25 protein-coding genes are annotated in these 25,089 nt (G+C 54.4%); 11 read left to right on the forward strand and 14 right to left on the reverse strand.

Features of this window, described 5'->3' with window-relative positions; genetic code table 11:
* Positions 1-8: 8 nt before the first annotated feature.
* The 8 genes from FVB43_RS18650 to FVB43_RS18685 all read left to right on the forward strand — a co-directional run bounded on the left by FVB43_RS18650 (position 9) and on the right by FVB43_RS18685 (position 9,899).
* Positions 9-857, forward strand: a complete 849-nt coding sequence (locus tag FVB43_RS18650; RefSeq protein WP_159337289.1) for a GNAT family N-acetyltransferase — start codon at positions 9-11, stop codon at positions 855-857.
* Entirely contained in the window at positions 857-1,783 is a 927-nt protein-coding gene (locus FVB43_RS18655; RefSeq protein WP_159337288.1) for a 2-hydroxyacid dehydrogenase, read from the forward strand. The genes FVB43_RS18650 and FVB43_RS18655 overlap by 1 nt, the downstream gene beginning before the upstream one ends.
* Before the next feature lies 1 nt (position 1,784).
* Entirely contained in the window at positions 1,785-2,918 is a 1,134-nt protein-coding gene (locus FVB43_RS18660; protein WP_133843275.1) for a M20 aminoacylase family protein, read from the forward strand.
* Positions 2,919-3,056: 138 nt separating this feature from the next.
* Positions 3,057-4,373, forward strand: coding sequence for a 4-aminobutyrate--2-oxoglutarate transaminase (gabT, locus tag FVB43_RS18665; protein WP_167864494.1), 1,317 nt, complete (start codon positions 3,057-3,059; stop codon positions 4,371-4,373).
* A 138-nt stretch (positions 4,374-4,511) separates the two neighbouring features.
* Positions 4,512-5,018 (forward strand): Lrp/AsnC family transcriptional regulator, encoded by a 507-nt coding sequence (locus FVB43_RS18670; protein ID WP_105594848.1) that lies wholly within the window; start codon positions 4,512-4,514, stop codon positions 5,016-5,018.
* 384 nt (positions 5,019-5,402) lie between these two features.
* On the forward strand, positions 5,403-5,873 hold the full coding sequence (locus FVB43_RS18675; protein ID WP_133843279.1) for a GNAT family N-acetyltransferase: 471 nt from the start codon (positions 5,403-5,405) through the stop codon (positions 5,871-5,873).
* On the forward strand, positions 5,870-7,930 hold the full coding sequence (locus tag FVB43_RS18680) for a hydantoinase/oxoprolinase family protein (protein ID WP_167864495.1): 2,061 nt from the start codon (positions 5,870-5,872) through the stop codon (positions 7,928-7,930). Before FVB43_RS18675 ends, FVB43_RS18680 begins: the two co-directional genes overlap by 4 nt.
* Positions 7,920-9,899, forward strand: a complete 1,980-nt coding sequence (locus FVB43_RS18685; RefSeq protein WP_167864496.1) for a hydantoinase B/oxoprolinase family protein — start codon at positions 7,920-7,922, stop codon at positions 9,897-9,899. The genes FVB43_RS18680 and FVB43_RS18685 overlap by 11 nt, the downstream gene beginning before the upstream one ends.
* Positions 9,900-10,061: 162 nt before the next feature.
* On the opposite strand, the gene FVB43_RS18690 is transcribed toward FVB43_RS18685, so the two are convergent.
* The 9 genes from FVB43_RS18690 to rluE form a co-directional block, all read right to left on the reverse strand.
* Complete coding sequence (locus FVB43_RS18690; RefSeq protein WP_167864497.1) at positions 10,062-10,721, reverse strand: O-methyltransferase; 660 nt, start codon at positions 10,719-10,721, stop codon at positions 10,062-10,064.
* A gap of 106 nt (positions 10,722-10,827) precedes the next feature.
* Positions 10,828-11,955 carry a ribosomal protein uL16 3-hydroxylase gene (locus FVB43_RS18695; RefSeq protein ID WP_159337285.1) on the reverse strand — a complete coding sequence of 376 codons (1,128 nt, stop codon included), beginning with the start codon at positions 11,953-11,955 and terminating at the stop codon, positions 10,828-10,830.
* A gap of 78 nt (positions 11,956-12,033) precedes the next feature.
* Positions 12,034-13,494 (reverse strand): two-component system sensor histidine kinase PhoQ, encoded by a 1,461-nt coding sequence (phoQ, locus tag FVB43_RS18700; RefSeq protein ID WP_133843289.1) that lies wholly within the window; start codon positions 13,492-13,494, stop codon positions 12,034-12,036.
* A 2-nt stretch (positions 13,495-13,496) separates the two neighbouring features.
* The gene (gene phoP / locus FVB43_RS18705; protein WP_133843291.1) at positions 13,497-14,165 is read right to left on the reverse strand and encodes a two-component system response regulator PhoP; all 669 of its coding nucleotides are present in this window, start codon (positions 14,163-14,165) and stop codon (positions 13,497-13,499) included.
* 181 nt (positions 14,166-14,346) lie between these two features.
* A complete protein-coding gene (gene purB / locus FVB43_RS18710; RefSeq protein WP_133843292.1) occupies positions 14,347-15,717 on the reverse strand; it encodes an adenylosuccinate lyase in 1,371 nt (456 codons plus the stop codon).
* Positions 15,718-15,745: 28 nt separating this feature from the next.
* Complete coding sequence (gene hflD / locus FVB43_RS18715; protein ID WP_167864498.1) at positions 15,746-16,390, reverse strand: high frequency lysogenization protein HflD; 645 nt, start codon at positions 16,388-16,390, stop codon at positions 15,746-15,748.
* Positions 16,391-16,473: 83 nt separating this feature from the next.
* Positions 16,474-17,592, reverse strand: a complete 1,119-nt coding sequence (gene mnmA, locus FVB43_RS18720; RefSeq protein ID WP_133843294.1) for a tRNA 2-thiouridine(34) synthase MnmA — start codon at positions 17,590-17,592, stop codon at positions 16,474-16,476.
* 60 nt (positions 17,593-17,652) lie between these two features.
* On the reverse strand, positions 17,653-18,126 hold the full coding sequence (locus FVB43_RS18725; RefSeq protein ID WP_133843295.1) for an NUDIX domain-containing protein: 474 nt from the start codon (positions 18,124-18,126) through the stop codon (positions 17,653-17,655).
* A gap of 48 nt (positions 18,127-18,174) precedes the next feature.
* Positions 18,175-18,831: a 23S rRNA pseudouridine(2457) synthase RluE gene (rluE, locus tag FVB43_RS18730; protein ID WP_159337283.1), complete on the reverse strand. Its 657-nt coding sequence runs from the start codon at positions 18,829-18,831 to the stop codon at positions 18,175-18,177.
* Positions 18,832-18,934: 103 nt separating this feature from the next.
* On the opposite strand from rluE, the gene icd reads away from it, so the two are divergent.
* The 3 genes from icd to FVB43_RS18745 all read left to right on the forward strand — a co-directional run bounded on the left by icd (position 18,935) and on the right by FVB43_RS18745 (position 22,078).
* Positions 18,935-20,185 carry an NADP-dependent isocitrate dehydrogenase gene (icd, locus tag FVB43_RS18735; protein WP_133843297.1) on the forward strand — a complete coding sequence of 417 codons (1,251 nt, stop codon included), beginning with the start codon at positions 18,935-18,937 and terminating at the stop codon, positions 20,183-20,185.
* Between the two features lie 163 nt (positions 20,186-20,348).
* Entirely contained in the window at positions 20,349-21,431 is a 1,083-nt protein-coding gene (locus FVB43_RS18740; RefSeq protein ID WP_167864499.1) for a hypothetical protein, read from the forward strand.
* Positions 21,432-21,433: 2 nt separating this feature from the next.
* On the forward strand, positions 21,434-22,078 hold the full coding sequence (locus tag FVB43_RS18745; RefSeq protein WP_167864500.1) for a hypothetical protein: 645 nt from the start codon (positions 21,434-21,436) through the stop codon (positions 22,076-22,078).
* A 54-nt stretch (positions 22,079-22,132) separates the two neighbouring features.
* On the opposite strand, the gene FVB43_RS18750 is transcribed toward FVB43_RS18745, so the two are convergent.
* From FVB43_RS18750 to FVB43_RS18770, 5 genes are all read right to left on the reverse strand, one after another.
* Complete coding sequence (locus FVB43_RS18750) at positions 22,133-23,257, reverse strand: site-specific integrase (protein WP_167864501.1); 1,125 nt, start codon at positions 23,255-23,257, stop codon at positions 22,133-22,135.
* Positions 23,241-23,483, reverse strand: coding sequence for an excisionase (locus tag FVB43_RS18755; protein ID WP_167864502.1), 243 nt, complete (start codon positions 23,481-23,483; stop codon positions 23,241-23,243). Before FVB43_RS18755 ends, FVB43_RS18750 begins: the two co-directional genes overlap by 17 nt.
* Positions 23,484-23,531: 48 nt before the next feature.
* Positions 23,532-23,882 carry a hypothetical protein gene (locus FVB43_RS18760; RefSeq protein ID WP_167864759.1) on the reverse strand — a complete coding sequence of 117 codons (351 nt, stop codon included), beginning with the start codon at positions 23,880-23,882 and terminating at the stop codon, positions 23,532-23,534.
* A gap of 198 nt (positions 23,883-24,080) precedes the next feature.
* Positions 24,081-24,899 carry a hypothetical protein gene (locus tag FVB43_RS18765; protein WP_167864503.1) on the reverse strand — a complete coding sequence of 273 codons (819 nt, stop codon included), beginning with the start codon at positions 24,897-24,899 and terminating at the stop codon, positions 24,081-24,083.
* Positions 24,896-25,087 carry a hypothetical protein gene (locus FVB43_RS18770; protein ID WP_167864504.1) on the reverse strand — a complete coding sequence of 64 codons (192 nt, stop codon included), beginning with the start codon at positions 25,085-25,087 and terminating at the stop codon, positions 24,896-24,898. Before FVB43_RS18770 ends, FVB43_RS18765 begins: the two co-directional genes overlap by 4 nt.
* Positions 25,088-25,089: the final 2 nt, after the last annotated feature.

Here is a 25,089-nt window from a genome sequence, read left to right on the forward strand (position 1 = left end):
GAGCTGAAATGACTATTGAATTCGTTGCAATGAATGAAAATCATCTGGATGCGGCATTTGCCCTGACGCAGCAGATGAAGTGGCCACACCGCCGCGCTGACTGGCAGCAGGCTCTTCTGCTGGGGGAAGGCCTGGTGGCGCAGGAAAATGGTGAGGTGATTGGCACCGCGCTGCGCTGGCGCTGGGGGCGTGACTACGCCACCCTCGGACTGGTGATTGTCGATGGCGCACAGCAGGGGCGCGGCATTGGTAAACAGCTGATGCAGCAGACGCTGGCGGCGCTTGAGGGCAGCAATGTGCGTCTGCACGCCACGGAGGCGGGGCAGCCGCTGTATGAAAAACTGGGTTTTGTCGCCACCGGACATGTCGAGCAGCATCAGTGCCGCGAACTGCCTGCCATCAAGGCAATTGCCTGTGGCCCGCAGCAGCGCTTACGTGTTGCCGGGGGACAGGATGCAGCGCTGCTGACGGCGCTGGATCGTCAGGCGCTGGGACAGCATCGCCCCCTGTTGATCGCCAACCTGATCGACAGCGCGGAGCGTTTCCTGGTGCTGGAAGAGAATGGCACGGCGGCGGGTTTTGCCTGCCTGCGTCGTTTTGGTCATGGCTATGCTATCGGCCCGGTGATCGCACGCACGCTGTCGAATGCGAAATTACTGGTCAGCCAGCTGTTAAGCGGTGTCAGTGGGGAGTTTGTGCGTATTGATACCGACCGTTCAGCGGGGCTGGGCCCGTGGCTGAATGACGTGGGGATGGTGGAAGTGGATGCACCGACCACCATGTACAAAGGCGTGCCGTGGCAGCCAGAAGCGGGCGGGATGCAGGCGTATGGGCTGATGAGCCAGGCGCTGGCCTGATGAACATTGTCTATAAGTCAGAACCCGAACGCGGGAATAAATGGGCCGCCCTGGTAGCAAAACTGGCCCCCGCCGCCAGCTTCCGCCTGTGGCCGGATATCGGTAACCCGGAAGACGTTGAATACCTGGTCGCCTGGGTGCCGCCGGACAATATTATGCAGCAGTTTCCGAATCTGAAAGTGCTGTTTTCCGTGGGAGCAGGGGCCGATCAGTTCGACTATGCCAGCCTGCCGCCTGGGCTGCCGGTGGTGCGGATGATTGAACCCGGCCTCACCAGCGGGATGGTGGAATACGTGACTTTTGCCGTGCTGGGCCTGCATCGTGATATGCCGCGCTACCTGCAACAGCAGCGCGATGGCCTCTGGCAGGTGCACAGTGTGCATACCGCAGCCAGCCGGCGTATTGGCGTGATGGGCCTGGGCACGCTGGGCGAGGCGGTACTGAAGCCGCTGGTGGCGATGGGCTTTGACTGTGGTGGCTGGAGCCGTACGCCGCGCGATCTGCCGGGTGTACGCTGCTGGGCCGGTAACGAACAGTTGACTGAATTCCTGGCGCGCACGGACATTCTGATCTGCCTGCTGCCGCTGACGGCCAGCACGGAAGGGATGCTGAATGCCGATCTGTTCAGCCAGCTGCCCGCTGGTGCCGCGCTGGTGCAGGTTGGGCGCGGTGCGCAGCTTAATCACGAGGATTTAGTCAGTGCGCTCGACAGCCAGCAGATGAGTGCCGCCGTGGTGGATGTCACCGCGCCGGAGCCGCTGCCCGCCGGGCATGCCTTCTGGCAGCATCCGGCGATCTGGCTGACGCCCCATATTGCCAGCCAGACGCAGCCAGAAAGTGCAGTGAAGGCACTGCTGGAGAATATTCGCCGCTATGAACGCGGAGAATCCATGATCGGCGTGGTCGATCGCGACAAAGGATATTGATATGGATAGGGCGCATTTAGTCGCACTGCGGCGAGATCTGCATCAGCATCCCGAACTGGGTTATCACGAGCACCGTACCAGCGGCCTGGTGGCTGACTTTCTCACTGCGTTGGGATTGGAAGTCCATCGCGGTATCGGGAAAACCGGCGTGGTGGGGGTGCTGAAACGCGGCACCAGCACGCGGGCAATCGGTCTGCGTGCCGACATGGATGCGCTGCCGATGGAAGATAACGGAAGCCAGCCGTGGAAAAGCCAGCAGCCCGGCAGATGCCATGCCTGTGGCCATGACGGACATACCGTGATGCTGCTGGGGGCCGCCGAACAGCTGGCTGCCGACCCGGATTTTGACGGGACGGTGAATTTTATCTTCCAGCCTGCGGAAGAGGGGCTGGCCGGGGCGCAGGCGATGATCGACGACGGCCTGTTTACCCGCTTCCCCTGTGATGCAGTTTACGCCATTCACAACTGGCCACAGCTCCCGCTGGGCACCGTGCAGACGCGGCCGGGGCCGATTATGGCGGCGGGCGATGCGTTCAGCATCACGGTCGAAGGTGGCGGCGGCCATGCCGCACAGCCACAGCTGACGCCGGATACCCTGCTGGCGACCAGTGAGCTGGTGGTGGCGCTGCACACTATCATCAGCCGCGATCTTGACCCCTGCGATCCGGCGGTGTTGACGGTGACGCGTATTAACGGCGGCTTCTCACACAATATGATCCCGGCACAGGCAACCCTGACCGGTACTGTACGCACCTTCGACAGCGCGGTGCAGGACCGCATTGAACAGCGAATGCGCGAACTGGCGCAGCATGTGACGGCAGCGCACGGGCTGACGGCCAGCGTAACCTATGACCGTTACTATCCGGCCACCCTCAATAGCGAATATGAAGCAGGTGTTGCACTGAATGCCGCACGCCGTGCCGGGCTTGAGCACGGCACCGCACCGAAACCGGCGATGACCTCGGAAGATTTCTCCTTCATGTTGCAGGCAAAACCGGGCGCTTATGTCTGGCTGGGCTCTGCGGAAAGCCGCCCGCTGCATCACTCTGAATACGACTTTAACGATGCGCTGATCCCGTACGGCATCCGCTGGTTTTGTGCGGTGGTGCAGGAAACGCTGGCGGTAAAAATTTAATCCAACGTTTAGGACGAATTACGAAAGTTAATGCTGCCGCCGCCCGTTGAACGGCAGCTTTCCCTTACGGCTTATTGCGATACTTGACCCATGCCCGCTAAGGGCAACTATTCATCTTCACGTCAATGAGGCAAATAAATGCACAATTTACTGGCTGAACAGCAGACATTCTCTGATAACGCCCTGTTTCTGGACGCTCGTGCAGAAAATGTTCCCCGTGGCGTAGTGACCGCACACCCGATCGTTATTGCCAAAGGCAAAGGTTCTGAAGTCTGGGATGTGGAAGGGAATCGTTATTTAGATTTTGTCGGCGGGATTGGCGTATTAAACGTTGGCCACAGTCATCCGGCGGTGATCAATGCCGTTACCGAGCAGCTGCAGCTGGTGACCCACGCCTGTTTCCAGGTGGCGGCCTACCCGGGCTATATCGAGCTGGCAAAACGCCTGAATAAGCTGGTTGGCGCGGGCGAAGAATTTAAAAGTGTCTTTTTCACCAGCGGCGCGGAAGCCGTAGAAAATGCGGTGAAAATTGCGCGTGCACATACTAACCGTCCCGGCATTATTGCTTTCGATGGTGCGTTCCACGGACGTACCTTATTAGGTGTGACCTTAACCGGCATGAGCCAGCCTTATAAGCAGAACTTCGGCCCGTTCCCGGGGGATATTTACCGTGTGCCCTTCCCGAATGCGTTCCACGATATTTCTGAAGAAGATTGCTTAAAAGCGCTGAATACCCTGTTTGCCGTGCAAATCCTGCCTGAGCGTGTGGCGGCGATCATTATCGAGCCGGTGCAGGGCGATGGTGGCTTCCTGACGGCATCTCCGGCGTTTATGCAGGCACTGCGCGACATCACTGAACGTCACGGCATTCTGCTGATCTGCGATGAAGTGCAGACCGGCTTTGGCCGTACCGGCAAGATGTTTGGCTTCCAGCACACCGGCATTGTGCCGGATCTGGTCACCGTGGCGAAAAGCCTCGGCGGCGGCCTGCCGATATCTGGCGTGGTGGGGAAAGCGGCCATTATGGATGCACCGACCCCGGGCGGGCTGGGCGGCACCTATGGCGGTAACGCGCTGGGCTGCGCGGCTGCGCTGGCGGTGCTTGATCTGTTTGAGCAGGGTAATCTGCTGGAGCGTTCTAACCAGCTCGGTGAGCAGTTGAATGCACGTCTGCAACAGCTGGCCGACAAATACGCCTGTATTGGTGAAGTGCGCGGCATTGGTTTTATGCAGGCGGTGGAGATTATCGACTTCGAAACCAAACAGCCGGATGCGGCATTGACGCAGAAAATCCTCGATTGCGCCTGCCAGGAAGGATTGTTACTGATTAAATGTGGTCTGCATCGCAATACCGTGCGTTTCCTGGCACCGCTGGTCACCAGTGATTCCCAGCTGGAAGAGGCGCTGCATATTTTTGATATCGCACTGGCGCGTGCAACGGGGCGTTTAGGCTAATCATAAAGATGCTTCCTCATTGATATTATTGCAGTTATTGATGATAACGCTCGAAGGGTATAGCGCGGTAAAACACTGGCGTAAGTTGTTGAAAGCGTGTTATACCATTTGAGTGATGTAAAACAATGAAGGGGTTCTATGAACGGCTTAATGAAACTGGACCGTATCGATATTAATATTCTGGTGCAGCTACAGAAAGATGGCCGTATCAGCAATGTGAACCTTGCCGATGCCGTTGGGCTTTCGCCCAGCCCCTGCCTCCAACGCGTGAAGCGCCTTGAAACCGCGGGTTTTATTACCGGTTATGAGGCCCACATCAATCTGACGAAAATCACCGACTCGGTCACTGTTTTCACTGAAGTGACGCTTTCCGGCCATCGCCGCGAAGATTTTATGAAGTTTGAGAACGCCATCCGCGAGGTGGATGAACTGATGGAATGCCACCTGATTACCGGTGGTTATGACTATCTGCTGCGCTTTATTACCCGCAGTATTGAGCATTATCAGGAAGTGATTGAGGGACTGCTGGATGCCAAAGTGGGCATCGACAAATACTTCAGTTATATCGTGATTAAATCGCCGATTATGAAAAGCAGTGTGCCTCTGCGCTCGCTGATTACGCGCCATACCCAGGTTGAGTTTTAACCGCGGGGCGGGCATGCCCGCCCCCTACAGCGACTTACTCCCATAGGGGCATCGCATGCCCATCCGCCTTAAGCGACTCACTCCCACAGGGGCGAGCATGTCCGCCCCCTACAGCGACTGACACCCACAGTGACATCGCATGCCCATCCGCCTTAAACGACTGACTCCCGCAGGGGCATCGCATGCCCATCCGCCTGTAGCTACTCCCTCCCGTAGGGGCGTGGCATGCCGCGCCCGGGATGGCTGAACTCCCCCGGCAGAATATTTCCCCACTTCCCACCAATTCCCCACAAAACGCCGTCTTACCCGCTATGAACCAAAAAACTCCTGCCGCTAAAGGCCTTACACTCTTTTTATCCGCTAAAAAAAGAGTCAGGAATCCTTATGCTGAAGCCGCTTGTGCCCGCCATTGCCGAATGGCAGCGCGATGACTATCTGTTAAGCAGTGACCCGCAAAAACTCGATATTGACTGGGTTCATCGTCAGATCGCCGAAAAGAGTTACTGGGCGCAGGGGCAGACGCGGGAGATGACCGAACGCTCTCTCGCTGCTTCCCTGACATTCGGTATTTATCATCATCAGCAGCAGGTGGGCTTTGGGAGGCTGATCACCGACTACAGCCGCTTTGCTTACCTCAGTGATGTGATGATTGATGATGCGCATCGCGGCAAAGGCCTCGGCGGCTGGTTTGCCGCGACCATCCTGACCCACCCGGAATTACACACGATAAAACGCTGGATGCTGGCCACCGACGATGCCCACGAGGTCTATCGCCGTGCAGGATGGCAGCCGGTAGAAAAGCCACAACGATTGATGGAATTTGTTCCCACCCCACCAGAGGAAAACACCCCATGAGTTACCGCGTTGGCGTCGATATTGGCGGATCGTTTACGGATTTTGCGCTGCTGGACGAGCGTGATAATAGCATCCGTACCCTGAAAGTGCTGTCCCGCCCTGACAGTCCGGGCAGCGAAATCACGACCGGGCTGGCGGCGTTTACGCAGCGCGACGGCATTGATCCGACAGAGATTACCTATTTTACTCACGGCACCACCGTTGGCGTGAACGCGGTGATCCAGCGTAAAGGGGTCAGGCTGGCGCTGTTCACCACGGAGGGGTTCTGCGATGTCCTGGAACTGGCCCGGCTTAAAATTCCCCATATTCACGATCTGTTCTCGCGCCGGCCGACGCCGTTAATCTCCCGTGACCGGGTCTTTGCGATTACCGAACGTACTGACCGTGATGGCAAAGTGCTACAGCCTGTTGACCGCCAGAGCGTGGTCAATGCGGTTGACGCTGCCCGTGCGGCAGGCTGTGAAGGCATCGTGGTTTCGCTGCTGCACAGCTATCGCAACGGCAGCAATGAAGCATTGGTGCGTGAGATTGTGGCCGAACTGGCTCCCGATCTGCTGACCTCCTGTTCGGCAGAGATCTGGCCGATTATCCGTGAATACGAGCGTACCATTACCGCCGTGATTAACGCCTATGTGCAGCCGAAAGTGATCCACTATCTGGACTCTTTCGAGCGGGCGTTAAAGGAGATGGGGGTGCCGGTGCCGCCGCGTATTACCAAATCCAACGGTGGGGTGATGGGGCTGGCGCAGGCCAAAGCCGAATGCGTACAGATGGTGCTGTCCGGCACTGCCTCCGGGGTGATGGGGGCCAGCTATATTGCGGAAAGCTGCGGCTTCGACCGACTGTTGAGCCTGGATATCGGCGGTACCAGCGCCGATGTGGCGGTGATTATCAATGGCCGCCCGGAATACGGCAGCGGTGAAATTATCGGGGACTTCCCCATTTATATTCCCTCTGTTTCTGTCACCTCGGTCGGTCAGGGCGGGGGGTCTATCGCCTGGATTGACAGCCTCGGCGTGTTGCAGGTTGGCCCGGACAGCGCCGGTTCCCTGCCTGGCCCGGTGTGCTTCCGTCGTGGCGGCACTGAAGCCACCGCCACGGATGCCTTTGCTGCCTGTGGCCTGATTGGTCACGGCGATCTGGGTTATAACGCGGTGCAGGTGGATGTGGCCGGGGCGCGTGCAGCGGTCGGTAAACTGGCAGAACCGCTGGGGATCAGCATTGAAGAGACGGCAGAAAATATTATCGCACTGGCCATCTCCAGTATGTACAGCGACACCAGCGGACTGATCTCACGCTTTGGCCTCGACCCGCGCGAGTTCTATTTCCTCGCCTTCGGCGGTGCCGGGCCGATGATGGGCTGCTTCCTGGCGCGTGAGCTGAAACTGAAAGGCGTGGTGGTGCCGCCGACACCGGGCGTACTGTCTGCGCTCGGTGGGCTGGTCGCCGACATCAAAAACGACTTTATCCGCACGCTGTACTGCGATCTGACGGCGGCGGTCAGCGACCGCCTGCAACAGAATGCCCAACAGCTTCGCACCGAAGCCGAAGGCTGGCTGGCGCGTGAATATGGTGCAGATTTGCCATACGAACTCAGCTTCTCGGCCGATATGCGTTATCGCGGCCAGTCTTTTGAGATCGATGTGGTGCTGCAACCGTCATGGTTGCTGGAGGGCGATCTGGCGGCGATCCGCAGTGCCTTCGATGCGCATCATACCCGGTTGTTTGGTCATCATGATGCAGAGGCCGCGGTGCAGTTGATCAACCTGCGGCTGGTGCTGTCATCGCCCACCCCAAAACCGCGCCTGACAACGCTGGCGGCGGCTGAGGGGCCGGTGCCGGTCGTGCGCCAGGTTGAAGCCTGGATTGACGGAGGCTGGTGGCAGGTGGATGTGGTGTCACGCGGTGCGCTGTTCGCCGGGCACCAGCTCACCGGCCCGGTGATCATTGCACAGGATGACTGCACCACCTGTGTTCCCCCGCAAATGCAGGTCGATGTTGACCACTTTGGCAACCTGATTATCACCCCGCAAACCGGAGCACATCATGGCAATTGATGGTCGTAACCTGCAAATTCTCGCCAACTACTGCGCGGCGGCGGCCGATGCGATGGCGTTTACCCTGATGCGCACCGCGCACTCGACGTTTGTTAAAGAGACGGAAGATTTCTCCTGTCAGATTGTCAGCCGTGACGGCCTGGCATTTGCATCGCCGCGCAGCTTTGGCGCCCCCTGGTACAGCGGTATTGATTATGGCCCGGTGCTGGAGCTGATTGATGGCTACCAGGAAGGGGATATCTGCATCACCAATGATTCCTACGCGGGCAATGTCGCCACGCATTCGCCGGATATTCATATCTGGAAGCCGGTATTTCATGAAGGAGAAATTACCTGTTTTGTGGTGGGGCATATTCACAACACCGACGTGGGCGGTGCGGTACCGGCTTCCCTGTCGCGTTCGCTGACGGAAATCGTGCAGGAAGGCATCCGCATCCCGCCGCTGAAAATCATCAGCGGCGGCGTGCTGAACCATGAAGTGGCACGCATTATGCGGCTTAACGTGCGTGCGCCGGATCAGAACTGGGGCGACTTTAATGCCCAGATCGCGTCCGTGAATATTGGTGAACGTAAGGTACAGGAGATTATCGCCCGCTTTGGTATTGATGATTTCCTCACCGGGATTGACGGTATTCTTGATTATGCCGAACAACAGGCACGCGGCATTATCAGCACCATTCCGGACGGTGACTACTTCTATGCCGATTACGCGGATGAAGATGGCGAAGGCGGTTATCCGTGCCGCATTGCCGTGACACTGCGTGTAAAAGGTGACAGCCTGGTGCTGGATTATACCGGCAGCGATCCGCAATTGATGTCCTCGCTGAATATGCCAACCGGCGGGCGCGAACGTCATCCGCTGGCACTGGTTGGCGTGACCTATGTCCTCTCGACGCTGGACCGTTCGCTCCTGCTGAATGCCGGTACGCTGCGTCCAACGCGGGCAATCCTGCCGCTGGGCACCATCATGAACTGTGAAGCCCCGGCCGCTGTCGGCATGCGCTCTCTGACCTGCGCCATGTCGCAGATTGCCACCGTCGGTGCTTTCTCGCTGGCGATGCCGGAGCGCCTGCCGGCGAACTCACCGGGCGGTAACTCGATTATCAATATTCGTACCGTGGATGGGCTAAATCGCAGCGTGGTGGCCTCGCTCGGCCCGGTCGGCGGCGGTGCGGGCGGTACACCGAAACATGATGGCCCGGACGGTTCCGGCGGTCTGTCAGCCTTCCTGAAAAACACACCGATTGAGATCAATGAAGCCGAGGTCCCGGTGCGTTTTCTGCGTTATGGTCTGGCGGCAGACAGCGCAGGGGCCGGAGAGTATCGCGGTGGGCTGGCGACGGAAATGGCCTTTGAGGTATTTGCACCGAACACCACCATTACGGCGCGTAACCGCAACCGCTCCGTCTTCTCTTCTGCGGGGGCGGCCGGTGGGCGGGCCGGAAGTACCTCATGGTTCCGTACTGAACATGCGGATGGCCGGGTGACGGAACACGGAAATACCGATGTGATCCACTGTGGTCCTGGCGATGTGGTGGCCATCAAAGGCCCGGGCGCGGGTGGCTACGGACTGGCGAAACACCGCCGGGTGCAGGCTGTTCTGCAGGATGTGCAGTGTGGTTTCCTGACGGAGCAGGCGGCGCGTGAGCAGTACGGTGTGGCGTTGCAGTGCGGTGAGATCGACGAGATCGGTACAGCCCGTCTGCGTGCCGTTATGCCGGAGGGGAACGGCGAACACTTTGATGTGGGCGAAGCCCGTCGCACCTTTGAAGCGGTCTGGACCCCGGAACGTTATCAACTGCTGACTGCATTTCTGGCGCAGCAACCGGTCGTGTGGCGTCACTTCCTTAAGCACCAGGTTTTTGCGGCGGTGAAAGCGGGTGAGGGCAATGAGCTGACGCTGGATGAACAGATGTCGCAGTTGTTTGCGGAGCTTAAGCTGCGGTTCCCGGCGCTGGGCGCGGTGTAATGATTTCCCCACACAAATTCTGCGAGACGTCCCGAATAACGGGATTTGTGTGGGGATTGTTTTGTATTTTAAATATTTTTAATTTTTTCCTGCAGTCATAGTATCCGGGATGATGATTTCGCTGGCCAATATCGTCCCGGAACCTTCTGGTCCGGGATAATATTACTTCACCAGCGCCAGCGAGAACCCATCCCAGCCTTTGGCACCCACGGTCTGAATGGCGGTGGCATCCAGGCGTGGATCGTGGCCCATCTGCGAAAGAAAATCACGTACTCCCTGGATGTTCCAGTCGCTGGTATCCCCATCGGCAACCCGTCCGTTACGCACGACGTTATCACCAATAATCAGGGTGCCTGAACGTGAGTACTGTATTGCCCACTCCAGATAGGCCGGATTATTGCGTTTGTCGGCATCAATAAAGATCATATCAAAAGGCGCTGCGTCAGCCAGTGTGGGCAGGGTATCCAGTGCGGCACCCACGCGGATCGTGACCTTGCTCTCCAGCCCGGCACGTCGAATATTCTGCGCGGCAATCTCTGCGTGATGCGCTTCATACTCCAGGGTAATCACTTTTCCGTCTTCCGGCAGCGCCCGCGCCAGCCACAGTGTGCTGTAGCCGCCCAGCGTTCCGATTTCCAGAATGCGTTTTGCGCCGACCATTTTCGCCAACAGATTAAGCAGTTTTCCCTGATTCGGGGCCACATCAATGGCAGGTAACCCGGCGGCCTGGTTGTTTTCCAGCGCGGCCAGCAGTGCCGCATCCTGTGGCACCAGTTGTTCCACCAGATATTGGTCGACCTGTGTCCAGCGTGGCTGATTCATGGGGTTTCCTTTCACATAATTGACGGGATCATTGTCGCCGGGGCAGCCTGGAAGGTGTCGGCCTGAAGGGAACGGGGCGACTTTTTCTGGCCGCCCCGTGCAGGGATTACTCTTCGTCAGCAAAATACCAGTAGCCGCTGTTGACCAGCGCGGCCAGCTGGGCGAGGAAGGACGGGTCGTCCAGCGCATCGCCGAACTGATCCTGCCCCAGCGTTAAATCGTTCGCCAGTGCGGTCAGGGCTGCACGGTGCGGCGATTCCACCTGCTCACCGTTAATAAATACGGCCTGACCAATCGAGACCACGCGCAGGCCGCCAAGGCGTGACAGCCTGTCACCCTGTTGCAGCGCATCATAGATCTCATCCGGTTGATAAGGCGGTTCCGGCGGGGCGACATCCAGTTCGTGGCGCGACTGCGAAACAAACTCACCGAACCACTGGTTAAAGTGTTCAGGCTGGTTGATGACGTCCATCATCATGGCGCGAATACCATCGAGTTCGTCAGGCAGGATCTCTGCATTATGTTCGCGTGGCTGCACATCCGGATCGCTGAAGCGACGGCTGCCCAGCTCACGTGCCAGCACGTAATCAGCAAAGCCGCTGATCAGTTCACGTCCGCTTGGCGCACGGAAACCGACTGAATAGTTAATCGCGTTTTCCAGTGAGTAGCCTTCGTGCGGGAATCCTGGCGGGATGTAAAGAATATCGCCCGGCTCCATCTCTTCATCGATAATCGCGTCAAAGGGTTCAACCTGGAGCAGGTCCGGGTGCGGACAGTGCTGTTTCAGCTCCGTTTTTTCACCCACACGCCAGCGACGACGGCCGGTTCCCTGAATGATAAACACATCATACTGATCGAAGTGTGGGCCAACGCCACCGCCCGGCACCGAGAAGGAAATCATCAGATCGTCAACGCGCCAGTCGGGGATCATCCGGAAGGGATGCATCAGGGCGGCAGAAGGTTCATGCCAGTGGTCTACGGCCTGTACCAGCAGTGACCAGTTATTTTCGCCAAGATGATCAAAGCTCTCAAACGGGCCATGGCTGACTTCCCATTTACCCTCCTGGTGACTCACCAGACGGCTGTCGACTTCATTCTCCATCGCCAGACCCGCCAGTTCGTCGGGTGAAATAGGGTCTACGAAGTTTTTGAAACCGCGCTTGAGGACTACCGGGCGTTTCTGCCAGTAGCGCTGAATAAAATCGGGCCAGTTGAGATCGAGCTGATAATCCATGATGGTTTCCTGAAACGCGTAAGTGGAAAGATTATAACAGCGCACGGCCACTGTGTAATGTCATGGCCGGGGGGAAAATTACTCGTGCTTGTGCAGCATTTCCTGGCGCTGGAATTCGACTTCCATACGTGCGCCGCCAAGCTCGCTGGTGCTGGCACGAATATCCCCCGCGTACTGTTCGAGGATATCGCGTGCCAGTGACAGGCCCAGCCCCTGGCCGGGGCGCAGTGTATCGGCACGCTGACCGCGAATAAACACCAGGTCACGCTTGTTCTCCGGAATGCCAGGACCGTCATCCTCAACGATAAGCAGCAGTGTTTTTTCCGTCTGTTGCACGCTGACCTCAACGAACTCCAGGCAGTATTTGCAGGCGTTATCCAGTACGTTGCCCATCACTTCCATAAAATCGTTCTGCTCACCGACGAAAATCACCTCCGGTGAAATATCCAGCGTCAGAACAACGCCTTTTCGCTGATAGACTTTATTCAGTGCCGAGCACAGCCCGTCGAGCAGGGCCGGCACCGAATGCACATCGCGCTTCAGTGCATGGTGATCGGCCTGCATGCTGGCGCGATGCAGGTAATAGCCAATCTGCTGGGAGATACGGCTGATCTGCTCCAGCATGATCGGTTCGGCCTGTTCGATGGAGAGATTGCGTTCACCGCGCAGCGAACGCAGCGTAGTTTGCAGCACCGCCAGCGGGGTTTTCAGGCTGTGCGTCAGATCGCTCAACGTTGTGCGGTAACGGGTGTAGCGCTGGCGTTCGTTATCCAGCAGCAGGTTCAGATTTCGCACCAGCCCTTTTAGCTCCTGGGGCGGGGCGGGATCAAGCGTGTCGCGATTGCCACCTTCCAGCTCACGGACCTGGGCCGCCAGTGCGCCAATCGGACGCAGACTCCAGTGGGCTGCCAGCCACAGCAACGGGATAATCAGCAGCAGATTGGCCAGCAAGACATAGCTGAACCACGACCACACCACGTCAGAGTGTTGTAGCTCTTGCGGAATGGAGTCGACCACTACAATGGTCAGCGCCGGCAGGTTGGGCGTGGCATCATAACGGTTCACCGCCACCGAGTGGGTGAAGGTATCGTTGCCATCATCGTCATAGGCGCTGAGTTTACTTTGTGCATCCCGATCGTTGCCCAGCACTTCGCGGCTGGTGTGATTATTGGTGTCGATCTCATAAAAATCCGACTTATTCAGCCATTCGCGGCGGATCTTGCTGCGAATATCGGGGACGTCGCGCTGTTGCCACAGCAGTTTGCCGTTATTGTCGTAAATAAACACCAGCGCAGGAAAATTGAGCGTCATGCGCTCAGGCTGCACGATAGTCAGCTTATTGTCCTGCCACTGGGAGAGAGTGAAAAACAGATTACTTTCGCTGCGCAGCACGCGGTAGGTGTTTTTATCGAAGCTCACCACATAACCGATGACCGCCACCATGCCGTAGGAGAGCGACATGGTTAACACGACCGCTGCGGTAGCGAGTAAGAAACGGACCCGCAGCGAAAGCGGTTTTTTGCGGCGCCAGTTAAACATGCTCAGAGATCGAAGCGGTAGCCCTGACCGCGCACCGTAGTGATGACGTCCTGAGCGTGCTCTGCCAGGATTTTTTTGCGTAAGCGGCCCATCAGCACATCAATCGTGTGACTCTCGCGCAGTTCGGCATCGGGGTAGAGTTGCAGCATCAGCGAGTCTTTGCTGACCACTTTGCCTGCATTGCGTATCAGCGTTTCAATAATGGTGTACTCGAAGGCGGTCAGTTTGATCTGCTGCTCATTGATCGTCAGCTCACGGCGTGAGAGATCCACCTGAAAAGGGTGCAGGGTGATAATTTGCGAGGCTAACCCGCTGTTGCGGCGCATCAACGCCTGCATCCGGGCCACGACCTCTTCAATATGAAAGGGCTTGGTCACGTAATCATCGGCACCGGCTTCCAGTGCTTCAACTTTAGCCTGCCAGCCGTCACGCGCGGTGAGGACCAGAATCGGCTGACGGACTTCCTGGCTGCGCCAGCGGCGGATCAGCGCCATGCCGTCTTCATCCGGCAGCCCGAGATCGACCAGGGTAATATCCGGTGTGTGTTCATTGAGGAAATAGTCGGCTTCTTTCGCGTCTTCGGCGGCATCAACCTGGTGGCCCATCTCACGCAACTGCACCGCCAGATGATGACGCAGCAGCGGATTATCTTCCACAACTAACACTCGCATAACCGAATCCTTAATAAGATCAAATAACCAGAATTAACAACATAGCCCCAGGAGACCTGAAGGTGCAATAGCCCGAACGGTGGCTCGCTTTTTTTGGGGGCACAACAGGCGTTAAGTATAGGGGAGATCAGATAAACAAGAGGTTAACACGGGCCGACTGAGCCGGCCCGGTGGGGCGAGATTATTTCAGGTCGTCAACCATCTGGATGGCGCGGCCGATATAGTTGGCCGGGGTCATCTGCTTCAGGCGAGTTTTCTCGTCTTCCGGCAGATCCAGTCCGTCGATGAAGGTTTTCATGCCTTCAGCGTCAACACGTTTACCGCGCGTCAGTTCTTTCAACTTCTCGTAAGGTTTTTCGATGCCGTAACGGCGCATGACTGTCTGGATCGGTTCAGCCAGCACTTCCCAGTTGTGATCCAGCTCGTCCAGCAGACGCGCGCGGTTCACTTCCAGTTTGGAGATGCCTTTCAGCGTTGCCTGATAAGCGATCAGCGCATAACCCACGCCCACGCCGAGGTTACGCAGTACCGTGGAGTCGGTCAGGTCGCGCTGCCAGCGTGATACCGGCAGTTTGCTGGCCAGGTGCTGCATCATGGCGTTAGCCAGGCCCAGGTTGCCTTCGGAGTTTTCGAAGTCAATCGGGTTCACCTTGTGCGGCATGGTGGAAGAACCGATTTCACCCGCAATGGTTTTCTGCTTGAAGTGGTTCAGTGCGATGTAACCCCAGACATCACGATCGAAGTCGATCAGAATGGTGTTAAAGCGCGCCATGCAGTCAAACAGCTCGGCAATGTAGTCGTGCGGCTCGATCTGCGTGGTGTACGGATTCCATGTCACGCCCAATGACGTCACGAAGGTTTCACTGAATTCATGCCAGTCCACTTCCGGGTACGCCGCGATGTGGGCGTTGTAGTTGCCCACGGCACCGTTGATTTTACCCAGGATTTCAATGCGTTCTAACTGGCGCAACTGACGCTCAAAGCGATAGGCAACGTTCGCCATCTCTTTACCCAGCGTTGACGGCGTTGCAGGCTGGCCGTGGGTGCGCGACAGCAATGGGATATCACGGTACTGCACCGCCAGGTCCTTCACGGCGACGATGATTTTGTTCCAGTAAGGCACAATCACCTCACGGCGTGCGGTTTCCAGCATCAGCGCGTGTGACAGGTTATTGATATCTTCTGAAGTACAGGCGAAGTGAATAAATTCAGATACCGCGTGCAGGGCAGGGACGGATTCCACTTTCTCTTTCAGAAAGTATTCCACTGCTTTCACATCGTGATTGGTGGTGCGCTCAATGGTTTTGATGCGCGCAGCGTCTTCTTCGCTGAAACTGCTGACAATAGCATCAAGGTAAGCGTTTGCGTCGGCATCAAATGCAGGAACTTCCTTGATCGCAGCGCAGGTTGCCAGTTTCTGTAACCAGCGAACTTCAACTTCAACGCGGAATTTCAGCAGGCCATATTCGCTGAAAATACCACGCAGTGGGCTGACTTTGTCGCCATAACGGCCATCTACAGGTGAGACGGCGGTCAGAGAGGATAATTCCATTGTTGCTGCTCCAGGATCGGTTAAAAAATCAGGTTGGGGTCCCGTTAAGGCGGGCCAGAATCGCTTTTGCCTCATTGACTAAGCGGTTACGGGAAAACATCAGCTGCAGACGGCCACCGCCGACCTGCTGCCACAACACCGCTGCACGGATACCCGCCAGCAATGTTGCACGAACTTTGCTCTGTACCTGACTATTCTGCAGGACAGCCGGTGAACCGGTGACCTGGATGCGCGGGCCGAGCGGGCTGATTACATCGACATAAATCCCTGCCATCGCGCTTAACAGGGTATCGGATTCCAGATCGTAGTGCGCCAGTTGGCGATCGAGCTGGGCAATACGGCTGGACAACTCATTCGGTGCCGTTTTGCTGGCGTTCAGTTTACGCTCCAGCACCATCATACTCAGCGTGTAACGCGTCAGTTCGGCGCCCAGACCCTGGCGGCTGTTGCTGTTCAGCACGGCCAGCAGGGTTTCCAGACCAAACTGCAGGTTTGCTTCGTCGTTACCGAACACCGCCAGTGTGGATGACGGGTTCAGGTCCAGCAGGCTCTTCAGCGATGTTTTTAACGCATCGGGCGGGCACTGTCCCTGGTGCGCCAGTTGCTGCACCAGGTGAGCGGACTGGCAGACGCCAGCCAGTGCCAGAGTAATATCATAGTAATTCTTCGCCACGGTAACTCCTGTATACGCCAGACTTCAGGCTGCTGGTACGTTGGCTGCTGTTCTGCGGCCCGACTGTTGATGTGTTAACCCGCTTATGCGTTAACCAGCGGCTGACGCTGCTCGATGATGCCACCACCCAGGCAGACTTCATCGATATAGAAAACCGCCGACTGCCCAGGCGTCACGGCTGCCACCGGCTGGTCAAAACGTACTTCAATACGTTCAGCATCCAGCGGGGTGACAGTGCAGGGGATATCTTCCTGACGATAACGGGTTTTCACCATGCAGCGCAGCGGTGCGGTCAGCGTTTCGCGATCCACCCAGTGCAACTGCTGAGCAATCAGGCCCGTGGACATCAGACGCGGATGGTCGTGGCCCTGAGCAACCACCAGTACATTGTTCGCTACGTCTTTATCGACCACGTACCAGGGCTCTTCGTTACCGTCTTTGGTACCGCCGATGCCCAGCCCTTTACGCTGGCCCAGCGTGTGGTACATCAGACCCTGATGCTGCCCGACGGTGTCACCGTCAACGGACACAATCGGCCCCGGCTGAGCGGGCAGATAACGGCCCAGGAACTCGGTAAATTTGCGCTCACCAATAAAGCAGATGCCGGTGGAGTCTTTTTTCTTCGCGGTGATCAAATCAAGCTGTTCTGCAATACGGCGGACTTCGGGTTTCTCTAATTCGCCCACCGGGAACAGGCTTTGTGCAATCTGTTCATGACCGAGGGTGTAGAGGAAGTAGCTCTGATCTTTATTGCCATCCAGACCGCGCAGCAGGCGGCTTTTACCGTCCACATCCTGGCGACGCACGTAGTGACCGGTGGCGATGTAGTCGGCCCCCAGATCTTCGGCGGCAAATTCCAGGAAGGCTTTAAATTTGATCTCTTTATTGCAGAGAATATCAGGATTGGGCGTACGGCCCGCTTTGTATTCCGCCAGGAAGTGTTCAAACACGTTGTCCCAGTATTCGGCGGCAAAATTGACCGTATGCAGATAGATACCGAGCTTGTCACAGACTGCCTGCGCATCGGCTAAATCTTCCGCTGCGGTGCAATACTCCTCACCATCATCCTCCTCCCAGTTTTTCATAAACAGGCCTTCAACCTGATAACCCTGTTGCTGGAGCAACCAGGCGGAAACGGAGGAGTCAACGCCGCCGGACATCCCGACGATCACTTTTTTCTGGCTGTTAGAACTGTTCAACATTGCTTGTCCGACTTTAAGGAGCCGTTAAAGGCGACTCTGATAAAATTGCGCGGCATTCTATCACGCGTCGGCGACCTGCGCACTCTCGCTAAACGGCCACTGGAAGGCACTGAGGATCTCCAGCGGATAGCGCGGCCCGGTCTGATAAATGTGCAGGCTTTCTGCGACCAGTGGTGAGCGCAGTTTTTTTGACGTCATGATCTCCTGCGGCGGCAGCCACCAGCAGCGATCAATATCGCGGTCCTGTGGGTAGGTGTCGATCGCTTCAGGCAGATCCAGGGCGAACAGGAAACGCAGGAACGGGGTGTTATCCGGGGCAATCCACTGGTGCAGACGTAAAAAGGCCTGGGGAATCGCATCAATGCCGGTCTCTTCCGACAGTTCACGCACCGCTGCCTGAAGCAGCGTTTCATCCGCTTCCAGATGGCCCGCAGGCTGGTTCCAAGTTGTGCGTCCACGCACACGTTCTTCTACTACCAGAAACTGTCCTTCAGCCTGTACCACCGTGGCTACGGTGACGTGCGGTTTAAACATAATGTCCTCCATTCGGTTAAGACGCGCAGCGTGCCACGCGTTAAAAAGTCAGATTTCGTTGCTGATATCACGCCATTCGCCTGGCGCCAGACCCTGTAACTGTAACGCACCCATGGAGAAACGGATCAGCCGCAGGGTGGGAAAGCCAATATGCGCCGTCATTCGACGTACCTGACGGTTACGCCCTTCAAACAGGGTGATTTTCAGCCAGCAGGTCGGAATCGCTTTGCGCTCACGAATCGGAGGTTGACGATCCCACAACCAGTCGGGGGCGGCCACTTTTTCTACCCCGGCGGGCAGGGTGGGGCCATCTTTCAGATTTACGCCAGTGCGTAACGGTTGCAGGTCACTCTCCTGCGGATCGCCCTCGACCTGTACAAAATAGATTTTTCCGGTGCGTTTACCGGGCTGGGTCAGCGTGGCCTGGAGTGCGCCGTCATTGGTCAGCACCATCAGCCCTTCGCTGTCACGGTCAAGGCGCCCGGCAGCATAAATACCCGGCTGGGGAACATAATCTTTTAGCGTGCGGCGCCCGGCTTCATCGCTGAACTGGGGCAACACATCAAAGGGCTTATTAAACAGCACCACGCAACGTGGGCCTTTAACGGCTGGTTTGGCGGCGCGGCGCGGGCCGGAACGCCCAGGGTGATGATTCGTCAAGGAAGATTTTCGCATGGTCTTTGCACTGAGTAACAATGAGTGCATTATACCGCAATCCCGAGATGATTGGCGCGGAGTCAATATTCAAGTAGTATTGACGCGCATCTTACAAGTCATTAACAAAAAAAAGCGCTCGAAGGAGAGGTTAATGGAAAGCAAAGTAGTTGTTCCGGCGGAAGGTCAGAAAATCACCCTGGATCAGGGAAAACTCAACGTACCTAACAATCCAATCATCCCGTTCATCGAAGGTGATGGCATTGGCGTTGACGTGTCTCCAGTGATGATCAAAGTTGTTGATGCCGCTGTGCAGAAAGCTTACAACGGTGAGCGTAAAATTTCCTGGATGGAAATTTACACCGGTGAGAAATCGGTAGAGCTTTACGGCCAGGATGTCTGGTTACCAGAAGAAACCCTCGACCTGATTAAAGAATATCGCGTTGCCATCAAAGGCCCACTGACCACCCCGGTCGGCGGCGGTATTCGTTCCCTGAACGTTGCCCTGCGTCAGCAGCTTGATCTGTACATCTGCCTGCGTCCTGTCCGTTACTACACCGGCACACCAAGCCCGGTGAAACGCCCGGAAGACACCGATATGGTGATTTTCCGTGAGAACTCCGAAGATATCTATGCGGGTATCGAGTGGAAAGCGGGTACGCCGGAAGCAGATAAAGTCATCAAGTTCCTGCGTGATGAAATGGGCGTGAAGAAAATTCGCTTCCCTGAGCAGTGCGGTATCGGCGTTAAGCCATGTTCAGAAGCGGGCACCCAGCGTCTGGTGCGTGCAGCCATCGAATACGCAATCACTAACGACCGTGATTCTGTAACGCTGGTTCACAAAGGCAACATCATGAAATTCACCGAAGGCGCTTTCAAAGACTGGGGTTACCAGTTGGCGAAAGAAGAATTCGGCGGTGAGCTGATCGATGGTGGTCCGTGGATGACGGTGAAGAACCCGAACACCGGCAAAGAGATCGTCATTAAAGACGTGATCGCCGATGCCTTCCTGCAGCAGATCCTGCTGCGTCCGGCTGAGTATGACGTAATTGCCTGTATGAACCTGAACGGTGACTACATCTCTGACGCCCTGGCGGCGCAGGTGGGCGGTATCGGTATTGCTCCGGGTGCTAACATCGGTGACGAATGTGCACTGTTTGAAGCCACCCACGGTACTGCACCTAAGTATGCTGGCCAGGATAAAGTGAACCCAGGTTCTATCATCCTGTCTGCAGAAATGATGCTGCGTCATATGGAATGGTTCGAAGCCGCTGACCTGATTGTTAAAGGCATGGAAGGCGCAATCGCTGCCAAAACCGTGACCTATGACTTCGAACGTCAGATGGACGGCGCTAAGTTGCTGAAAGCGTCAGAGTTTGGCGACGCGATGATTAAACACATGTAATCAGCTTGATGATGCTGTGCTGACGGGAACCTGATGGTTCCCGTTTTTTATTATTAGCATTCTAACGGTTATCAAAATATTATCAAAATAATTTATCAAAACGTAAACCTACTGATAGAATGTTAAATACAAATATTGAACTTGGGATTGATGGAACCTCCATATGCCTCACAACTTACTCATTGAAAGTGTTAATTTAGACTCAAAGTGCTGGGTTGTTCGTTCTGGTGTTCGTTATAGATATATATCGCAATTCTTCGATGGTGATTTTATCGCAACTGGACACCTTGATGATTATGAATTAGAACCCGGGGTGTTTGATGAGGAATTAAGCCATGCTAATTTTTCTCATTTTTTTCCTGAAATAGATGGTGCAATAACGAGAAATATAAAAACCCAAATTGAAAATTTCGTACTTGATATGAGTGTCGGGGATGTCGTTTTTACGATGGATTCAATGAATGTTATCCCTGGTGTTATTAAGTCAGGTCCTTTTATTAGTTTGGATGCAATTTCTCAGAACGAAGGTTTTTATGTTCGTAGAAGTGTAGAATGGGGGGAGCCTATTTCTAGACGGTCTATACCTATAACTATTCAAAGATGTTTTAATGCTTATCAAGCAATTTTTTCGCTAGGTGACAGTTCAAAAGAAATATTCCATTGGTTGATGGCATTTTTTATTTCGGATAATAGTTATTACGGTAGTTTACGAGTTGAGCAGCCGAATGCTATAAAACACCATACCTTAAAGCAATTAAATGAACTAATCGATCGTATACAAGTACTTTCATTGTTAATTGGCGAGCATTTAGATAATAACATTCAGGAAGACTTTGTTTTAACCTTCGAAGACATTCGAGATGGAATGGAACGATTTTCTGAGTCAGGTGAGCTTAATCTCACAGTTCAGCAAATGTTGATGTCGCCAGGCGATCTTTGGTTAAAATTCACAAGTACGTCTAACATTGCTGGTACTGCCTTCCTTTGTGCACTTTTATCGTTTTCTTCACCGGCTTCGTCTTTAACATTTGTAAACAATGACTTTAATGGTAAAATTGATCAGATTACACAAATGATCAACACAAGCCGTGATGTCATTTATCAAGATATAAATGTTGAGGCAGTTAAAAGACAGTTAATCTTGGAGGCTGCTGACCAAAACGTTGAGTTTGTGACGTCTGAGCCAACTAAGACTCAAGACGATGATTTCCCAGAGGATGGTGACCCAAGGCATGTTGGGGGATAATTATGATTATTGTGGGATGGGTATTATTAGCACTGCTAATTATTGTTCTTTTTTGGCAAGCTAAGAATATATGGAGGAACCATAATAACTTCAACAATATTTCTATATCTTTATGCGCAATCCTGACATTGGCTTGGGGAGCATATACTTTTGATGCTTTGAACCAGAAAGACAAAGCCAATGCTGAATATGCAGAGCTTCAGCAGAAAATAAGAAATACTGAATCAACATTTTTTAATATTGATGCATCCATCACTAAGTCTTCTGATGGATATTATATCACTCCAGTTATAAGCATAAAAAATAGTGGCTCGGAACCAATATTTATAAAGTTAAGGGGCGACTCCGTATCTATAGATGCTATTGAGGTGCGTGGTGATAAGGTTAAATCAATAAAGACATATACTCCAAATATATATGAAGAAATCTCATCGAGTGCAAAAGGTAAAAATATACCCATCTATGATTGGAAAATACCAATTTCAGCAGAGCGGAAACTCAACTACGTAGCAAAGGTTGATTCGCCGGGTATGTATTTCATTACTTTTTCAGCAAGGGAGGCTGATAAGGATTTTAATGAAAAAAATAATAATGTAAACGGAAAGCCTATGATTTGGTTCGTTTCTAAATATGTTTATGTTGAATGAATAACTTGGCTTTTTTTAGTGGCGTTCTAAATGGTTGTTATCATTTAATGATTTTTAAAGTCCAACCATGGTCCATCCTTTTCCTCGATCGTCGTGATATTTCGCTGTCTGATGGGCTGATTTATGCCCCAACAGTTTTTGGGTGTTGATACCCTCAATTTTATAAAGACGTTCCGCCAGAGAGCGCTGTTCGTGAAATGTTGCAGGTGTGCCTTCTTTCCAGTCAATCGCTGCTTTGTCTCTCGCTTTGCTGAAGTTCATCGTCAGGGTATTGGACTTAACCTGAGCGCCACGTTCCGCCTGAGACGTAGCCCTGAAAAAGTGAATCAAGTAAGGACTCACCACATAATCGCGACAGCGTGCCACGACATCTCGGAGGCTCCAGTCTATTGCATTCAGGCGAAGCGAGAGAGGAATGGCTATCTTGCTCCCGGTTTTTTCCTGAATTACATGTAGGTGATCGTCCCAGATATCACTGAACTTCATATTTGAGATGTCACCCAGTCGCTGGCCAGTAACGAGCGCCAGAAGCATCGCGTTACCCAAATACTGATGGTGGGTATCTGCAATAGTGAAAATTTTCTGCCACTCTTCCAGGTTTAGACGCTGCCGGGTAATCCGGATCCTGGGCTGCTTGGTAGCCAATGCAGGGTTGTAACCAGGCGGAACTTCGCCATAGTGCTGCGCTTCTTTAAAGACATCGATTAACACCGAACGGATCACCTGCGCCATTCGAGGCTGCCCCTCTGAAATGTACCCTTCAAGAATCTCCGCAATATCACGAACATCCACTAATGAAATAAGCTTCATACCAACCCGTTCCCGAAGCAGGGCGACAGGCTTGACTTTTTGTTTATGGGTATTTGGTCTTATCTCTCCATTGGTCAATCTTTCATCCTGAATTTTCCAGTAACGATCCAGCCAGGTCGCGGTAGAAATTGCTTTCCCCTTACTGGTAGCAATCCTGTCGCTGAGCGTCAGTATCTGCCTCGAACGTTGTTCCGCCATACGTGCGTTGGCTTCGGTTGCTATAGCGACAGCTTCTGCTTCATTCGTTCCAAGACTGTGAAATTTACCAGTGGCAGGATGTTTGTAGCGCCAGTAGATTTTATTCACTTTCCTGTTATAAAGCGCATATAAATTTGGAATCTGGATATTATTTTTACGTGGTCTCGCCATCTTGAAGAATCCTTTTTAAACGCGGATCGTCGGCTTTATTAATAACCGGCTTAACTGTCATTCCTACAAATCTTGCAGTTCTGTCTACTCTCCAACATCTCCCTGCCTTCACAGGAAGGGGTTGTATCATGCCATTTTTAGCATACTTCACCAGGGAGGCCTGGCTGGGTACAGGTTCGTCGAATTCCTCTTTCGCCCAATCATTTAACTTCATTGTTCTGCTCATTAATGTCTCCGCAACCCGCTGCATCGGGTAGTTAAAGGCCGTGACATGTCACGGCGTTAATTTCACGTCATACCATCCATTACGCACCCAGCACGCCACTTCCTTCTGTAATGGGCAACTCTGCACCGGCAACTGATCACCACATCGCCCACAGCGTTTCTTGCTGAGTGATTTGAACCTAGCTCTAACCCGCGCATCATCCTGGCGAATGAGAAGGGCTACATACTCAGTTAGCTCGTAAGGGTCCCGACCCGGGCGACGAGCAACGCGGTTACGTTCCAGCATCTCCAGTTCCTGCATATCTAGAACCATGGTCAACGTGCCCTCACCATTAGAAGCATTGTGCAATGCCTCTCGCATACGCTGCGCGGCTTTACGTTCTGCTGCTGACTTAGCCATCACCACCTCGTTGCAGGACTTCATAAAATGCGTCATTGATGGCTTCGTGCATGTCGCACGCCGGGCCAGCTGACTCGAAGTAATTCCCATTCTTATGGGCGGATATGGCGTAACTGTCACGCACTAGGTGGAATTCGAACTGCTCGCAACTCTCAGCCATCCATGACAGGCGCTCGCCAGAAGTAATCGGGGCATCTTTCACTTCGCCACCTCATAAGGCACATTGGCCGCGTCGAGAGAGGTGGCACATGCATATATCGCTTTATTCCACACCTCTGTTTCTGTCCACAAAAGACTACCGGCATGCTCAGCGGCGCAGAATCTCTCAGCAGGAAGAACAACAGGCTTCTGCTGCTGTGCGCCCAGTTCTTTGGCTGCCCATCGCGCCCCGTTACGGAAACCATCTGAAAGCTGACTGTGACCATCTACCGCTGTCCGCAAACCGTGTAACTTCAAAGCGCCTTCAATAAGCGGTTCAATATCACGCAACACGGCTGGCGGTGCGGCGGCGTAGAGTTCACGGAAAATAGTGAACCCATGTGACTCTGCGACTTCTCGCGATGCGCAGTCTTGCCACTTTCCGTTGTCGCCCATGCACTGCAACCCAACAGGCTCACCCGCAGCAGCATCGCGCCGGGCAAGTTCAGCCTCTGCCCTGGTAAAGCGTTCGTGCATCGCCTGCTTAATTTTAAGGTTCAGCTCTTGATTGCGTTTCAGCTCGTCGCGCTCACGCTCAACAGCACTGAGCCGTTTTATTTCGATATCTTTTGCGACATTCCGATCAATGGCTCTGGTCAGCTTCTCCCGCGTGCCGCGCAACAGCTGCTTCGTTTCTTCCAGTTCGTGTTCAGTCGTGGCACAGGCTACAGCCACTTCATGCAGCCGGGACTCTGCTGCTTCCAGTTGCTCAATAGCAGCAATAACTGTTGCGAAAAAATCATAGTTATCTTTGTCTGCCGGATCGCTGTAGTGCTCCTGCCATCCCTGAAGCTCTTCTTTTAACTGTTGTGTTTTCACTGCTTCACCTCTTTGCAATAAGAGCCATCCGGTGCGCTCGGGAAATCATCTCCCCAGCCTCCATGTGAGCGAACATCCGCCAGAACTTGCTGGCAGACGGCCATCGACGGCATTGGCGTGATGCTCCAGGCGCTGCCGTCGCGCACCTGAGAGGCCATGATCAGGAAAACAAAGGTGATGGTGCTCATGG

It is taken from the genome of Erwinia rhapontici (genome assembly GCF_012271765.1).
GTDB lineage: Bacteria > Pseudomonadota > Gammaproteobacteria > Enterobacterales > Enterobacteriaceae > Erwinia > Erwinia rhapontici.

Coding starts and splice junctions, on each gene's coding strand:
- FVB43_RS18650 (WP_159337289.1), top strand. CDS start 9: ATGACTATTGAATTCGTTGCAATGAATGAAAATCATCTGGATGCGGCA.
- FVB43_RS18655 (WP_159337288.1), top strand. CDS start 857: ATGAACATTGTCTATAAGTCAGAACCCGAACGCGGGAATAAATGGGCC.
- FVB43_RS18660 (WP_133843275.1), top strand. CDS start 1,785: ATGGATAGGGCGCATTTAGTCGCACTGCGGCGAGATCTGCATCAGCAT.
- gabT (WP_167864494.1), top strand. CDS start 3,057: ATGCACAATTTACTGGCTGAACAGCAGACATTCTCTGATAACGCCCTG.
- FVB43_RS18670 (WP_105594848.1), top strand. CDS start 4,512: ATGAACGGCTTAATGAAACTGGACCGTATCGATATTAATATTCTGGTG.
- FVB43_RS18675 (WP_133843279.1), top strand. CDS start 5,403: ATGCTGAAGCCGCTTGTGCCCGCCATTGCCGAATGGCAGCGCGATGAC.
- FVB43_RS18680 (WP_167864495.1), top strand. CDS start 5,870: ATGAGTTACCGCGTTGGCGTCGATATTGGCGGATCGTTTACGGATTTT.
- FVB43_RS18685 (WP_167864496.1), top strand. CDS start 7,920: ATGGCAATTGATGGTCGTAACCTGCAAATTCTCGCCAACTACTGCGCG.
- FVB43_RS18690 (WP_167864497.1), bottom strand. CDS start 10,721: ATGAATCAGCCACGCTGGACACAGGTCGACCAATATCTGGTGGAACAA.
- FVB43_RS18695 (WP_159337285.1), bottom strand. CDS start 11,955: ATGGATTATCAGCTCGATCTCAACTGGCCCGATTTTATTCAGCGCTAC.
- phoQ (WP_133843289.1), bottom strand. CDS start 13,494: ATGTTTAACTGGCGCCGCAAAAAACCGCTTTCGCTGCGGGTCCGTTTC.
- phoP (WP_133843291.1), bottom strand. CDS start 14,165: ATGCGAGTGTTAGTTGTGGAAGATAATCCGCTGCTGCGTCATCATCTG.
- purB (WP_133843292.1), bottom strand. CDS start 15,717: ATGGAATTATCCTCTCTGACCGCCGTCTCACCTGTAGATGGCCGTTAT.
- mnmA (WP_133843294.1), bottom strand. CDS start 17,592: ATGTTGAACAGTTCTAACAGCCAGAAAAAAGTGATCGTCGGGATGTCC.
- FVB43_RS18725 (WP_133843295.1), bottom strand. CDS start 18,126: ATGTTTAAACCGCACGTCACCGTAGCCACGGTGGTACAGGCTGAAGGA.
- rluE (WP_159337283.1), bottom strand. CDS start 18,831: ATGCACTCATTGTTACTCAGTGCAAAGACCATGCGAAAATCTTCCTTG.
- icd (WP_133843297.1), top strand. CDS start 18,935: ATGGAAAGCAAAGTAGTTGTTCCGGCGGAAGGTCAGAAAATCACCCTG.
- FVB43_RS18740 (WP_167864499.1), top strand. CDS start 20,349: ATGCCTCACAACTTACTCATTGAAAGTGTTAATTTAGACTCAAAGTGC.
- FVB43_RS18745 (WP_167864500.1), top strand. CDS start 21,434: ATGATTATTGTGGGATGGGTATTATTAGCACTGCTAATTATTGTTCTT.
- FVB43_RS18750 (WP_167864501.1), bottom strand. CDS start 23,257: ATGGCGAGACCACGTAAAAATAATATCCAGATTCCAAATTTATATGCG.
- FVB43_RS18755 (WP_167864502.1), bottom strand. CDS start 23,483: ATGAGCAGAACAATGAAGTTAAATGATTGGGCGAAAGAGGAATTCGAC.
- FVB43_RS18760 (WP_167864759.1), bottom strand. CDS start 23,882: ATGGCTAAGTCAGCAGCAGAACGTAAAGCCGCGCAGCGTATGCGAGAG.
- FVB43_RS18770 (WP_167864504.1), bottom strand. CDS start 25,087: ATGAGCACCATCACCTTTGTTTTCCTGATCATGGCCTCTCAGGTGCGC.